At 68.8% G+C, this 12767-nt stretch carries 11 protein-coding genes; 6 read left to right on the forward strand and 5 right to left on the reverse strand.

Going from position 1 to position 12767, the window contains the following annotated elements:
• Window positions 1-31 precede the first annotated feature (31 nt).
• Entirely contained in the window at window positions 32-1066 is a 1035-nt protein-coding gene (locus C722_RS0120195; protein ID WP_017642258.1) for an AraC family transcriptional regulator, read from the reverse strand.
• Complete coding sequence (locus tag C722_RS0120200; protein ID WP_017642259.1) at window positions 1063-2085, reverse strand: hypothetical protein; 1023 nt, start codon at window positions 2083-2085, stop codon at window positions 1063-1065. The genes C722_RS0120195 and C722_RS0120200 overlap by 4 nt, the downstream gene beginning before the upstream one ends.
• 229 nt (window positions 2086-2314) lie before the next feature.
• On the opposite strand from C722_RS0120200, the gene C722_RS0120205 reads away from it, so the two are divergent.
• The 3 genes from C722_RS0120205 to C722_RS0120215 all read left to right on the forward strand — a co-directional run bounded on the left by C722_RS0120205 (window position 2315) and on the right by C722_RS0120215 (window position 6871).
• Entirely contained in the window at window positions 2315-4336 is a 2022-nt protein-coding gene (locus tag C722_RS0120205; protein ID WP_017642260.1) for an NADPH-dependent 2,4-dienoyl-CoA reductase, read from the forward strand.
• A gap of 286 nt (window positions 4337-4622) precedes the next feature.
• Window positions 4623-5936, forward strand: a complete 1314-nt coding sequence (locus tag C722_RS0120210; RefSeq protein ID WP_177323674.1) for a chromosome partitioning protein ParA — start codon at window positions 4623-4625, stop codon at window positions 5934-5936.
• Window positions 5937-5947: 11 nt separating this feature from the next.
• Window positions 5948-6871 (forward strand): 1-aminocyclopropane-1-carboxylate deaminase/D-cysteine desulfhydrase, encoded by a 924-nt coding sequence (locus tag C722_RS0120215; RefSeq protein WP_017642262.1) that lies wholly within the window; start codon window positions 5948-5950, stop codon window positions 6869-6871.
• On the opposite strand, the gene C722_RS0120220 is transcribed toward C722_RS0120215, so the two are convergent.
• On the reverse strand, window positions 6844-7824 hold the full coding sequence (locus C722_RS0120220) for a DUF1853 family protein (protein ID WP_017642263.1): 981 nt from the start codon (window positions 7822-7824) through the stop codon (window positions 6844-6846). The genes C722_RS0120215 and C722_RS0120220 overlap by 28 nt on opposite strands.
• Window positions 7825-7864: 40 nt before the next feature.
• Between C722_RS0120220 and C722_RS0120225 the strand changes: the two genes are divergently transcribed.
• The 3 genes from C722_RS0120225 to C722_RS0120235 are packed head-to-tail and all read left to right on the forward strand — an operon-like array spanning window position 7865 to window position 10574.
• Window positions 7865-8749, forward strand: a complete 885-nt coding sequence (locus C722_RS0120225) for an NAD(+) kinase (RefSeq protein ID WP_007158929.1) — start codon at window positions 7865-7867, stop codon at window positions 8747-8749.
• Window positions 8749-9708 carry a metallophosphoesterase gene (locus C722_RS0120230; protein WP_017642264.1) on the forward strand — a complete coding sequence of 320 codons (960 nt, stop codon included), beginning with the start codon at window positions 8749-8751 and terminating at the stop codon, window positions 9706-9708. Before C722_RS0120225 ends, C722_RS0120230 begins: the two co-directional genes overlap by 1 nt.
• Complete coding sequence (locus tag C722_RS0120235) at window positions 9705-10574, forward strand: rhomboid family intramembrane serine protease (protein WP_017642265.1); 870 nt, start codon at window positions 9705-9707, stop codon at window positions 10572-10574. The genes C722_RS0120230 and C722_RS0120235 overlap by 4 nt, the downstream gene beginning before the upstream one ends.
• On the opposite strand, the gene C722_RS0120240 is transcribed toward C722_RS0120235, so the two are convergent.
• Together C722_RS0120240 and C722_RS0120245 are read right to left on the reverse strand one after the other, a co-directional pair.
• Complete coding sequence (locus C722_RS0120240) at window positions 10575-10898, reverse strand: hypothetical protein (RefSeq protein WP_017642266.1); 324 nt, start codon at window positions 10896-10898, stop codon at window positions 10575-10577.
• A 69-nt stretch (window positions 10899-10967) separates the two neighbouring features.
• A complete protein-coding gene (locus C722_RS0120245) occupies window positions 10968-12734 on the reverse strand; it encodes a thiamine pyrophosphate-requiring protein (RefSeq protein WP_017642267.1) in 1767 nt (588 codons plus the stop codon).
• Window positions 12735-12767: the final 33 nt, after the last annotated feature.

Below are 12767 nucleotides of genomic sequence, written 5' to 3' on the forward strand. Positions count from 1 at the left end.
CTGGGTCGCACGTGGCGGGGGACCGCGCAGGTCAGGCCAGGCGCGCGGTCCGTCGCCAGTCGCCGGGCGTCTGTTCGGTCCAGCGCTTGAAGGCGCGCTGGAAGGCCGCGGGAGAGGCGAAACCGAGCAGGTAGGCGATCTCGCCGAAACTGGCCTCGGTGTCGCGGATATAGGCGAGTGCCAGGTCGCGACGGGTCAGGTTGAGCAGGGTGCGGTACTGGGTACCTTCCTCGGCCAGCTTGCGCCTCAGCGTCCAGGGGGGCAGGCGCAGTCGACCGGCGATCTGCTCCAGGGTCGGCTCGCCATGGCGCAGCAGTGGCCCCATGACCTCGACCACCCGCTCGGTGAGGCCGCGGGTCCGGGTCAGGCGGCTGTGCTCGGCTTCGCTCAGGGCCAGCAGCTGGCGCCAGGTGGCCGGACAGTGTTCGGGGCCGGGTAGGCTGAGGCTGGCGGCATCGAGCAGCAGGGCATTCTCGGCGGCGCCGAATTCCACCGGGCAACCGAAAGCGGCCGCGTAGGGTGCCGGATCCGCCGGCGCGGGGTATTCGATGAGCACGCGACGCGGTTGCAGCGCCTGCCCGGCCACCGTGCCCAGCAGTGCCAACCAGGCGCTGAGCACCACGTCCACCACGAAGCGGTTGTAGCCGTTGTAGGGGCTGATGCTATAGAAGTGCAGCCAGGCGTCGCGGCCCTGGGCCGCATAGCGCGATCGGCCCCGGTAGTTGCGGCCATAGAGCGGCTCCAGGGTCAGCAGCGTCTCGGCGGCATGCCGCACGTCCGGCGCCTGGCCCACGGTGATGCCGGCAAGGCCGAGCAAGGCCGGGCGCATCGCCTGGCCCATGGCCAGGCCCAGCGCCGGATCACCGGTCAATTCCAAGGCGGCATGGCCCAGGCGCATGTAGTGAGGGATCGACAGCCGTCCGCCAGGTTCGGCCAGCCGCGCCGCGGTCAGGCCGAAGCGTGCCAGCAGGCCGGCGGCATCGGCACCCCGCTGGGCGACGGCTGCCGCTAGCGCCAGCACGAAGCCGGTGGAGAGGTCGCCCAGGCGCAGCGCCGGCGCACTCATAGCCGCAGATTGATCAGCTTGCTGCCGGCCCGGGCGGGATCGGTGGCCGCTGCCGCATCCGGGGTAAAGGCCTGGCTGCCGCCAGCGGCCTGCCATTCCCAGAGACGGCCGCGCAGCTGCACTTCCAAGGCGGCGCGAATGCCGGCGGCGCGCAGGCGCTGCACATCGAAGGGCGCCGGTGCGGGGGTGGTGCCCGAGGCGAGGGCAGGGATCGCCAGCAGGTCCACCTGGGGATCGTCCAGCACGCCGACGCGACCGGTGTCGCTCCCCTGGATGACGCCCAGGCGACCCAGCGGCGTCTCCAGCCGCAGCAGCGGCGGGCTGAGATCATCGCCGTGCACCTGGGCCGTCAGCGGTCGCACCAGCGGCTGGCCCAGGGGCTTGCCGTCGGGACCAAAGACCAGGGTGACGTTGCGCAGCGGTCCGCTGCCCACCCGCAACTCGCCGTCGACCAGGGTCGGACCGGGCAGAACGATGGAGCCGGCTACCAGGGTGACGCCGTACTGGCGGGCGAGTCCGGCGAAAAGCTGCTGATAGGCGCTGGCCATGTCCCAGGCCTTCATGCGCAACAGGCTGTCGGCCAGGCGCCGGTCGCCCTCGGTCTGGAACCAGGCGCGGGCCACGCGCAGCGGATTGCCCAGCAGCAGCCATTGGATGGCTTCTTCGCTGCGGGCCGCGGCATAGACCTCGGGCTTCTCGCCCATCAGCGCCAGGGGCGTGCCCAGGTGTTCGGGCAGCACCACGATGGTCTGGGTGCCGATCAGCCCCAGCCGGCGGGCATTGGCCAGAGAGGCGTCGAGCTTGAGGCGCAGCCGCTCGGGATTGCCGTAGTCCAGGGCGATCAGCTCGGGCTCGATCCCCAATAGATTGCCGGTGGTGGCCGCGGCTGGCGTGGTGGTCAGGTCCACCGCCAGGCTGCTGCGTAGGTCCGACAGATAATGGAAGGCTGGCCGCTGGGCCACCCAGCCCGCCAGCACGGCGAACAAGGCGATCAGCACCAGGAACACGAGCTTGCGCATCGGCACTCCAGAGCGGTCCCGGCCCCTGTGGCCGGGTGAGATAAAGGTGCTCAGGGTAGGAGACCAGACCGCCACTGCCAAGGGGTGGCTGTGCATTTGGGTAAAGAGGTTGTCATTTCTGGTGATTGAGGCCGGGGCGCGCCGCTCCTATCGTGGCGCCAGGCTTTCCCAGAAGGGCCAACCATCGGAGACCGCCATGATCGAGTTTGCCCCCAGTAATACCACCCCTATGAATAGCTATCCGCATCTGCTCGAACCCCTGCCCATGGGGTCGATCACCTTGCGCAATCGTGTGGTGATGGGGTCCATGCATACGGGGCTGGAAGAACGGCCGGGCGGTTTCGCGCGGATGGCTGCCTTCTTCGCCGAGCGGGCGCGGGGTGGGGTCGGCCTGATCGTCACTGGCGGCATCGCGCCAAACGAAGAGGGCGCGGTGGCCAAGGGCGCGGCCAAGTTGACCACGCCCGAGGAAGCCGAGCACCACCGGCCGGTGACCGAGGCGGTGCATGCCGCCGGCGGGCGTATCTGCCTGCAGATCCTGCACGCCGGTCGCTATGCCTATAACCCCCAGCTGGTGGCGCCCTCGGCGCTGCAGGCACCGATCAATCCCTTCACCCCGCGCGAACTGGACGAGGCCGAGGTGGAGGGGCAGATCGCCGCCTTCATCCGCTGCGCCACGCTGGCGCAACAGGCCGGCTACGACGGCGTCGAGGTGATGGGGTCCGAGGGCTACTTCATCAACCAGTTCATCGCCGCGCGGACCAACCACCGCACGGATCGTTGGGGCGGCGACTTCGCCCAGCGCTGCCGCTTGCCGCTGGCCATCGTCGCAGGCATCCGCGCTGCGACTGGCCCGGACTTCCTGATCATCTTCCGGCTCTCGCTGCTGGATCTGGTGGAGCAGGGCAGCACCCCCGAGGAATGCCTGCAGCTGGCGCTCTGGCTGGAAGACGCCGGGGTCAGCCTGATCAACACCGGCATCGGCTGGCACGAGGCGCGCATCCCCACCATCGCCACCCTGGTGCCGCGCGGCGCCTTCGCCGCCGTCACCGCCCAGCTCAAGGGCCGGGTGCGGGTGCCGCTGATCGCCACCAACCGCATCAACACCCCCGAGGTGGCGGAAGCCATCCTCGCCGCCGGTCAGGCCGACCTGGTGTCCATGGCCCGGCCGTTGCTGGCCGACGCGGATTTCGTCGCCAAGGCCGCCGCCGGCCGCGCCGACGAGATCAATACCTGCATCGCCTGCAACCAGGCCTGCCTGGACCACACCTTCGCCGGCAAGCTGACCAGCTGCCTGGTGAATCCGCGCGCCTGCCACGAGACCGAGTTGCAGATCCTGCCCGCTGCCGAATCACGCCGCTTTGCCGTGGTCGGCGCCGGACCGGCGGGCCTGGCCGCCGCCTGCACCCTGGCCGAGCGCGGTCACCAGGTGGTGCTGTTCGAGGCCAGCGAGCGCATCGGCGGCCAGTTCAATGTGGCCCGGCGCATTCCCGGCAAGGAAGAATTCGGCGAGACCCTGAGGTATTTCCAGCGTCGCCTGGAGCGACTGGCGGTGGATGTCCGCCTCAACCATCGCGTCAGCGCCGCCGAATTGCAGGCCGAGGGCTTCGCCGCGGTGATCCTGGCCACCGGGGTGACGCCGCGGGTGCCGCCGATTCCCGGCGTCGACCATCCCAAGGTGCTGGGCTACCTGGACGTGCTGCTGGAGCGCCAGCCGGTGGGGCGGCGGGTGGCGCTGATCGGCGCTGGCGGCATCGGCTTCGATGTCGCGGATTTCCTCACCCATGGCCACCAGGAGGCGGAGCCCATCACCGCCTTCTATCGCGAGTGGGGCATAGACCCCAGTTTCAGCAACCGCGGCGGGCTGGCACCGGCCGCGCCGCCGGCGGTGCCGCGCGAGGTCTGGCTGCTGCAGCGCAAGCCGGGCAAGCCCGGCAAGGGCCTCGGCAAGACCACCGGCTGGATCCACCGTGCGCGCCTGCAGCAGCGTGGCGTCAAGGCGCTCGGTGGGGTGGAATACCTGCGCATCGACGACGCCGGCCTGCACCTGCGCCTGCCCGATGGCGCCGAGCAGGTGCTGGACGTGGACAACGTGGTGCTCTGTGCGGGCCAGGAGTCCCTGCGCGAGCTGGAAGACGAGCTGCTCGACGCCGGCGTGGCGGTGCATCGGGTGGGCGGGGCGGATGTCGCCGCCGAACTCGACGCCAAGCGCGCCATCGATCAAGCCACCCGGCTGGCCGTGAAGCTGTAACTCTTCGTTGCAATCAGGGATGATTTCTGTGATCCACTCCGCATAACATCCGATCCGGACCGACCCTCGTCCCAATGTCTGGCCTCTGTTCCATCCCGCCGACCAGGATTGGCTAAGCTGCCGTCCTGATGCGTCGGGTGGGGGCCTGGCGCATCGGAGCAGTCGGGCGGAGACGCGAGATACAGGCGTCGCCGCCAGAGGTCGGGCGCGGATGCACGTCCGGTCGCCCGGTGGCGAGACGCCGGCCTCGGAATTCATGTGGGATCGACAGAGCACGCGGCGAGAGATGGCAGAGACGTTGAACGAAGAGGCGGTACTGACCCCGGTGGTGCTGGGGTTCGGCGACCAGGGTGTGAATCGCGCCTTGCTGTTTCCCGATTTTCAGGCGCTCTGGCAGGGCGACCAGACGCTGCTCGACTGCGCCGGACGGCGCCATCGCTTCGTCTATCTGCTGCTGGACGACCATCGCCGGGTCAAGGCCACGGTGTTTTTCCTGCTGGCCTTCGATGCCCAGGGCAGTCCGCTGCCGGAATGGGACCTGCCGCTGGTGGAGCTGGCCGAGCGCGGCGGGGTCGGTCCCGACCTGGGCGCCGGGCCGATCCGCCTGGCCAGTCGCAGCCATTGTCCAATCTCCTGGCACCAGGGCGATCTCTGGGATCCGCGCAGCGATGCCGAGCACGACGACTGGCAGGCGATCCGCGATTGCCTGGGGCTGGTCGCACCGCGCGATGGCGAGGTGGAGCTGGCCGGGGAATACCATCCCAGCGCCGCCGATGGCATCGACGTCGAGGCCCGTCTCGAACGGGTCCGCCGCATCCTCGCCCAGGAACACCAGGAGGCGCTGGACAAGCTGATCGCCGGCCAGCGCACCCGGCTGCTGACCCTGACCCGCCAGCATCAGGAAGACCTGGCGCGCCTGCAGCGCGATGCCGACGAATTGCGTACGGCCAAGGCCGAGCTGGAGGTGCGCTATGCCGCCCTGGCCCAGCACCTGGAGCAGCAGCACGACCTGGCCCGCCAGGAGCGTGAAGAACTCAACGAACAGATGCGCACCCTGGAACGCAACGCCCTCTACAAGATCGAGGCGCTGCGCATCCAGTCCGAAGCCGAAAGCGAGGCCCGGGTAGCCGCGGCGGTGGGTGAGCTGAAGAATCAGCTGACCATCCGCGAGGTGGAACTCAAGTACCGCGACGAGCTGGACGGACAGTTGCAGGAAGACATCCGCCAGCTGCGCGAGCGCTGCGCCCAGCTGATCGGCGACAGCAACGAAGGCCAGTTGGAGCGCCTGGCGCGCCAGGGCATCCTGTTCGTCACCTTCCAGCCTGGCGCCGGTCATCTGATCCTCAGTCGCCAGGATGTCCCGCGTTTCAGCGCCGATCCGCTAGGGTATGTCGCCGAGCACTGCAAGGTCAGTCGCGATCAGTACCAGCGCTGGCTGGAGCATCACCAGCAGCCGGTGTGCCTGGCCGAGGTGGACGGCGAACGCTGCGGCCGACCGGTGGTGCGAGTGGAGCATCCGGCCCAGTTCGATCCTCAGCACTCGACGCTGTGCGCCGAGCACCGCGGCGATGACAGCGATGGTGACGTCGCCAATCTCTGAGCCCCTGGCTGATGACGTTTCCCACCCCCGCCGCACTCCAGGAGGTGCGGCTCGCCGCTCTGGCCGCACGCGGCCTGCGCCTGGCGGTGCTACGCCTGGATCAGCGTCCCGCCGCCCATAACGGCAACAAGGGCTACAAGCTGCAGCCCTGGCGCGAACGCCTGGCCCGGGGCGCGGGCCGTGGGCTCATCAGCCTTGGCGGCGCCCACTCCAATCATCTGCACGCGCTGGCCGCCCTGGGCCGGGAGGAAGGCTTCGCCACCGTCGGCCTCCTGCGTGGCGAGCCCTGCCTGACGCCCACCGTCGAGGACGTGCAGGCCAATGGCATGACCCTGCACTGGCTGGGCTATGGCGGCTATCGCCGCCGCCATGACGCCGATTTCTGGCAACCCTGGCAGGCCCGTTATCCCGGGCTGCTGCCGGTTCCCGAAGGCGGCTGCGACGAGTCGGCCGCCGCGTCCTGCATGGCGATCGTTACCGAGTTGCGCGAGGGGCTCGCCGCCCTGGGCTGGCCCGATTGCCAGCAACTCTGGCTGGCCGCCGGCACTGGCACCACTCTGGCCGGCGTGATCCGCGCCGCCGATCCCGCCTGGCAGGTGGTGGGTGGGCTGGCGGTGCCGCCCGGGCATGGCGTCGAAGCCAACCTGGACCGGCTGCTCGCGCAGCACACCAACCCGAATTGGCGCTTGCTGGACGCCAGCCGCGGTGGCTTCGGGCGCATCGATGCCGAGCTGGCCCGGGCCATGGCGGACTTCGAGGCGCAGACCGGGATCGCCCTGGAGCCGCTCTATACCGGCAAGCTCTGGCTGGCCTTGCGCCAGGAGATCGAAGGCGGCGCACTGCCACCGGGTAGTCGCCTGGTGCTGATTCACAGCGGCGGCCTGCAGGGCCGCCGCGCCTTGGAGGCTCAGCTGACGGCGTTGGCCGCGGGCTGAATCGGCCAACCGCACGGCACCAGAAACAGTCGGGCGTCCTCGTCGCCTTGGGCGTCGCGACGCACCAGCAATTGCGGCCAGATCGGCTCGCCGTCCGGCAAGGGCAGGCAGGGCGTGTCGGCGACCGCGGGTGCCAGCCAGTGGCCCTTGGGCAGCACCTCCCAGGGGCCGTCCGGTAGCTGCCCGCGCTCGCACCACAGCTGGGGTTGCCGGGGCGGCAAGGCACCGGTCGGCCAGGGCAGGGGGCGGTCGAGGGGCTGGAACAGATAGCCGCCCAGCCATAGCGCCGCCTGCGGCGGGGCGATGTTCAGCGCGGCTAGAGTGGCCCGGGCCAGGGGCGTGGCCGACAGCGGCAGCTGGCGCTGGCGCAGATGGGCGAGCTTGCGCGCCAGCTGATCCTCGCCGCCGGGGCCCAACCAGCGTGGTGCCTGCGTTGGTCCTTCGCCTAGGTAGAACTTCACCGCCAGTTCCAGGTGATGGACGCCCTCGGCGTCCTCCACCAGCAGGTCCAGCTCACCCAGGGTGCGCTCGCCCTCGCGCAGGGGCAGGTTGGCAGCGCGCAGCCGTACGCCCGGTGCTCGGGCCAGGGCGAACTGCCAGAGTCTTTCGTACTGCCGGCCCAGGCGGCGGTCGCTGCCCTGGGCAAGCCACGCGGCCAATTCAGCGGGTGCCGCGTCCTGTTGCCGCAGCCAGTCGGCCAGTCTTGCAGGGTGGCTCGCCCAGTCGCTGGCGGCCAGGGGGTGGCGGGTATCGGCGGTAGTCAGCAGCGGCGCGGCGACCAGGGTCCAGGCAAGGTCGCGCACCTGGGGCTGGCTCAGGCGGCGGGGCAGGGCGTGCAGCTCGGCAAAGGGCGTCATGGTGCCAGCATAGGCCAAGCCGGGCCGCTGCGGATCGCCGGCGGCGACCCGTGGTCGGATGAGGGCGGTTTGCCGCTGCCACGGGCTTTCGCCCATACTTTCCGCACTTTCCAGCCAACGGGGCCGCCGGCGCGTCATGGACTCCTTTCGTAACATCGGCATCATCGGTCGACTCGGCAGCACCCAGGTGCTGGACACCATCCGCCGGCTCAAGACCTTCCTGCTGCAACGCGGGCGCAACGTCATCCTGGAAAACACCATTGCCGAGGTGCTGCCCGGGCACGGCCTGCAGACGGTGTCGCGCAAGCTCATGGGCGAGATCTGCGACCTGGTGATCGTGGTCGGCGGCGACGGCAGCCTGCTCGGCGCCGCCCGCGCTCTGGTGCGGCCACGGGTGCCGGTGCTGGGCATCAATCGCGGCAAGCTGGGCTTTCTCACCGACATCCGTCCCGACGAGCTGGAGACCAAGGTCGCCGAGGTGCTCGACGGCCAGTACCTGATGGAGACGCGCTTTCTGCTCGATGCCTTCGTCGAGCGCGGCGGCGAGATGATCGGCCAGGGCGATGCCCTCAACGACGTGGTGCTGCACCCCGGCAAGTCCACCCGGATGATCGAGTTCGAGCTGTACATCGACGGCCAGTTCGTCTGCAGCCAGCGCGCCGACGGCCTGATCGTCGCCACGCCCACCGGCTCCACCGCCTACTCGCTGTCGGCCGGTGGCCCCATCATGCATCCCAAGCTGGATGCCATCGTGGTGGTGCCCATGTATCCCCATACCCTGTCCAGCCGCCCCATCGTGGTGTCCGGCGACAGCACCCTGTCGATCCTGGTGTCGCCGAACATGACGATCTATCCGCAGGTCTCATGTGATGGCCAGAATCATTTCACCTGCGCACCCGGCGATACCGTGACCATTCAGAAGAAGCCCCACAAGCTCAGGCTGATCCATCCGCTGGATCACAACTACTACGAGATCTGCCGGACCAAGCTCGGCTGGGGCAGTCGCCTGGGAGACGACTGATGCCCCTGGGCTACGATCTGATCGGCGACCTCCACGGCTGCGCCCATACCCTGGACCTGCTGCTGGAGCGCCTCGACTATCGACAGGTGGACGGCGTCTGGCAGCACCCCGAGCGCCAGGCGATCTTCCTCGGTGACCTGGTCGACCGCGGGCCGCGTATCCGCGGTTCGCTGCGCCGGGTGCGCGCCATGGTCGAGGGCGGTCACGCCCACTGCATCCTCGGCAATCACGAACTCAACGCCCTGGCCTGGCACACCCCGGCGCTACCTGGTACCGGCCAGACCTGGGTGCGCGAGCATACGCCGCGCCACCGTCAGCTGATCCAGGAGACCCTGGCGGCCTTCGCCGATCACCACCAGGAGTGGCAGGACCACCTGCGCTGGCTGTACACCTTGCCGCTGTGTAAGGACTTCGGCCACTTCCGCATCGTGCACGCCTGCTGGGATCAGCGGTTGATCGACGAATTCCTCCACCATTATCCGGATGCCTGCATCGACGAAGACTTCGTCCGCCAGTCCATCGTCGGTGGCAGCCTGGCCAGCCGGGTCGCCTCGCGACTGCTCAATGGCGTGTCGCTGCCCTTGCCCCATGGCCTGCGCCTCACCGGCAGCGATGGCTATGTGCGGGCGCGCTTTCGCACCAAGTTCTGGGAGCGCGATCCCCAGACCTATGGCGACGTGGTCTTCCAACCCGATGCCCTGCCGGCGGAAATCGCCTGCGAACGCCTGAGCGATGAGGAGAAGGCCGGGTTGCTCTGCTATGGCGAAAGCGAGCCGCTGCTGTTCGTCGGCCACTACTGGCGCGACGGCCATCCCGAACCCCTGCGACCCAACCTGGCCTGCCTGGACTACAGCGCGGTCAAGTACGGCAAGCTGGTGGCCTACCGCCTCGACGACGAACGCCAGATCGACCCGGCCAAGTTCGTCTGGATCGATGTCCAGCGCGAGGAGGGCCGATGAACCAGCCGCAACCCGTGCTGCGCGTGCCCCTGGGCCGCGACCTGCTGGCCTTCACCCGCCTGCTGCGGCGCCTGCAGATCCGCCACCGGGTGGTGGAAGAGGGCGACAGCCAGGTGCTCTGGGTGCTGGACCCGGCGCGGGTCGAGGAGACCCGCAGCCTCTATGAACGCTATCCCGACGGCGATCCGCGGGGCGAGGTCCAGGCTACCCGTAGCCCGCGGGGTTTCGGCCTGCTGGCGCAACTCAAGGCCAGTCCGGTCAGCGCCGTCTTTCTCGCCGTCACCCTGCTGCTGGGCCTGGCCACCGAACTGGGCGACAACCTGGCGTTGATCCACTACCTGACGCTGCAGGAATTCCGCCTGATCGACGCCGAGCACATCGCCTTTCTCGATCTCGATGTCAGCCTGTCCCGTGGCGAATGGTGGCGGCTGGTCACCCCGATCTTCTTGCACTTCGGCCTGCTGCACCTGGCGATGAACGCCCTCTGGTACTGGGAGCTGGGTCGCCGCGTCGAATTCCGCCAGGGCGGTGTGATGCTGCTGCTCCTGACCCTGGCCTTCGCTGCCGGCTCCAACCTGGTGCAGTACGCCTGGACCGGACCGGCGCTGTTCGGCGGTCTGTCCGGGGTGCTCTATGGCCTGCTCGGCCATTGCTGGCTGTTCCAGTGGCTGGCGCCCAATCCGGCCTATCGCATGCCCCGTGGCGTGGTAGCCATGATGCTGATCTGGCTGGTGATCTGCCTGACCGGCGTCTTCGATCTGCTCGGCTTCGGCTCCATCGCCAATGGCGCCCATGTCGGCGGCCTGGTACTGGGATGCCTCACCGGTCTGCTGGGTGGTGGCCTGGCGCGGCTGCGGCAGTCTTGATCAGCGCCGCCGCTTGAGCTCGGGCGCCAGACTCAGGGCATTGCGATAGCGCCAGCGCCGCTGGCTGCGGCGGCGCAGCCAGAGCCCGCACAGCAACAGCAGGGCACCGCCAGCCAGGAAGCCCTGGGCAGTCTCGCGCGCCGTCGTCAGATAAGGCGCCAGTTGTGGCAGCTGCAACCAGGCGGCGGCGCCGACCAGCAGTGCGGCCAGGCCGATCAGGACGGAAAAGACCCCTAGGCCGGCGGTCAGGGTGGTCAGGAAGGGTCGCCGCAAGCGCAGCGGCGGCGGATCGAAACGGTCGTGCTCGGGCAACTGCATGCTCATACCCTAGGCTTGGTCAGGCCGCCGAGGTTATACGCCTCGGCGGCTATTGGCGAGCCTGAGACGCGCGGGCTAGCGCAGCAGCTGGCGGGCTCCCTGTTTGAGCATGTCCCAGCGGTTCGGGTCACCGCTGGCGATGGCGCCGAGGAACGCCCTGGCCTGCTCGAAGCTGATATGGGGCGGCAAAGGCGGCACGCTGGGGTCGGTGACGAATTCCAGCACCACCGGGCGATCCGCCTCGAAGGCCTGCTGCCAGGCATCGGCCACCTCGTCCGGGCGATGGATGCGCAGGCCCTTGAAGCCCAGCAGCTCGCCATAGCGCGCATAGGGGAAGTCGAGCACGTCCTGGGCCGGGGCGAACTTGGGATCCCCGGCCAGGGCGCGCTGCTCCCAGGTCACCTGGTTGAGATCGCCGTTGTTGAGCACCATGACGATGAAGGTCGGGTTGCTGAATCTCTTCCAGTACTGCTGGAGGGTGACCAGCTCGGCGTTGCCGTTCATCTGCATGGCGCCGTCACCCACCAGGGCGATTACCGGGCGATCCGGATGGGCGAACTTGGCGGCGATGGCATAGGGAATGCCACAGCCCATGGTGGCCAGCTTGCCCGACAGCGAACCCAGCATCTGGCCGCTCATGCGGATGTCGCGGGCATACCAGTTGGTATGGGAGCCGCTGTCGCCGCAGAGGATCGCATCCTGCGGCAGCTGGCTGGAGAGTTCATGAAACACCCGCTGCGGATTGATCGGCTCGGCGGGCGCCAGGGCGCGCTGCTCGATGGAGTGCCAGGAGTCGGCCACGCTCTTTTCGATGCGCGCCCGCCACCTGTCATGGGGTTTGCTCTCCAGCAGCGGCAGCAGGCGCCTCAGGGTCTCGGCGGCATCGCCCAGCAGCGGCTGCTCGATGGGATACCTCATGCTGATGTTGCGCGCGTGCAGGTCGATCTGCACGGCCCGCGCCTGGCCCTCCTGGGGCAGGAATTCGGTGTAGGGAAAGGTCGAGCCGACGATCAGCAGGGTGTCGCATTCCTTCATCAGCAGATCGCTGGCTTCGGTGCCGAGCAGGCCGATGGAACCGGTGACATAGGGCAGCTCGTCGGAGACCACGCCCTTGCCCAGCAGCGCCTTGGCCACCCCGGCGCTGAGCTTTTCCGCCACCGCCATGACCTCGCTACGCGCCTGTAGGGCACCGGCGCCCACCAGCAGGGCGACCTTCTTGCCAGCATTGAGGATGTCGGCGGCGGCCTGCAGGTCGTCTTCCTGGGCATAGGGGCGCGGCGGAATGGCGCCGGCACCGGAGAGGACATTGGCGTGTTGGTGCGGCGGGCTTTCCACCGCCGGCAGTTGTTGGATGTCGTTGGGAATGATCACCGTGGCCACCTGGCGTTCGGCGATGGCCACGCGAAAGGCGCGATCGATGACATGGCGCAGCTGCGCCGGATGCACCACCGTCTCCACGTAGGCGGAGACGTCCTTGAACAGGGTGTGCAGGTCGACTTCCTGCTGGTAGTCGCTGCCAAGCGAGGAGGCCGCCTGCTGGCCCACCAAGGCGACGACCGGCATATGGTCCATCTTGGCGTCGTACAGGCCGTTGAGCAGGTGGATGGCGCCGGGCCCGGAGGTGGCCAGGCAGACGCCGACCTCGCCGGTGAACTTGGCATGGGCGCAGGCCATGAAGGCGGCCATCTCCTCATGGCGTACCCGCACGTAGTCGAACTGGTCGGCCACCCGACCCAGGGCGCCCATGATGCCGTTGATGCCATCGCCGGGATAACCAAAGATGCGCTCGACGTTCCACTGGCCGAGTCGCTCCCAGAGATGGTCGGCTACGGTCTTGCTCATGATGTTCTCCTCGTTGAAGGTCTAGGCTTAGGA

This window comes from Pseudomonas sp. 313, assembly GCF_000316965.1.
GTDB classification, from domain to species: domain Bacteria; phylum Pseudomonadota; class Gammaproteobacteria; order Pseudomonadales; family Pseudomonadaceae; genus Chryseomonas; species Chryseomonas benzopyrenica.

What these genes read in the sequence shown, in the direction of transcription:
- C722_RS0120235 (WP_017642265.1), top strand. Translation starts at nt 9,705, where the DNA reads ATGAACCAGCCGCAACCCGTGCTGCGCGTGCCCCTGGGCCGCGACCTG.
- C722_RS0120200 (WP_017642259.1), bottom strand. Translation starts at nt 2,085, where the DNA reads ATGCGCAAGCTCGTGTTCCTGGTGCTGATCGCCTTGTTCGCCGTGCTG.
- C722_RS0120230 (WP_017642264.1), top strand. Translation starts at nt 8,749, where the DNA reads ATGCCCCTGGGCTACGATCTGATCGGCGACCTCCACGGCTGCGCCCAT.
- C722_RS0120225 (WP_007158929.1), top strand. Translation starts at nt 7,865, where the DNA reads ATGGACTCCTTTCGTAACATCGGCATCATCGGTCGACTCGGCAGCACC.
- C722_RS0120240 (WP_017642266.1), bottom strand. Translation starts at nt 10,898, where the DNA reads ATGAGCATGCAGTTGCCCGAGCACGACCGTTTCGATCCGCCGCCGCTG.
- C722_RS0120215 (WP_017642262.1), top strand. Translation starts at nt 5,948, where the DNA reads ATGACGTTTCCCACCCCCGCCGCACTCCAGGAGGTGCGGCTCGCCGCT.
- C722_RS0120245 (WP_017642267.1), bottom strand. Translation starts at nt 12,734, where the DNA reads ATGAGCAAGACCGTAGCCGACCATCTCTGGGAGCGACTCGGCCAGTGG.
- C722_RS0120220 (WP_017642263.1), bottom strand. Translation starts at nt 7,824, where the DNA reads ATGGGCGAAAGCCCGTGGCAGCGGCAAACCGCCCTCATCCGACCACGG.
- C722_RS0120195 (WP_017642258.1), bottom strand. Translation starts at nt 1,066, where the DNA reads ATGAGTGCGCCGGCGCTGCGCCTGGGCGACCTCTCCACCGGCTTCGTG.
- C722_RS0120210 (WP_177323674.1), top strand. Translation starts at nt 4,623, where the DNA reads ATGGCAGAGACGTTGAACGAAGAGGCGGTACTGACCCCGGTGGTGCTG.
- C722_RS0120205 (WP_017642260.1), top strand. Translation starts at nt 2,315, where the DNA reads ATGAATAGCTATCCGCATCTGCTCGAACCCCTGCCCATGGGGTCGATC.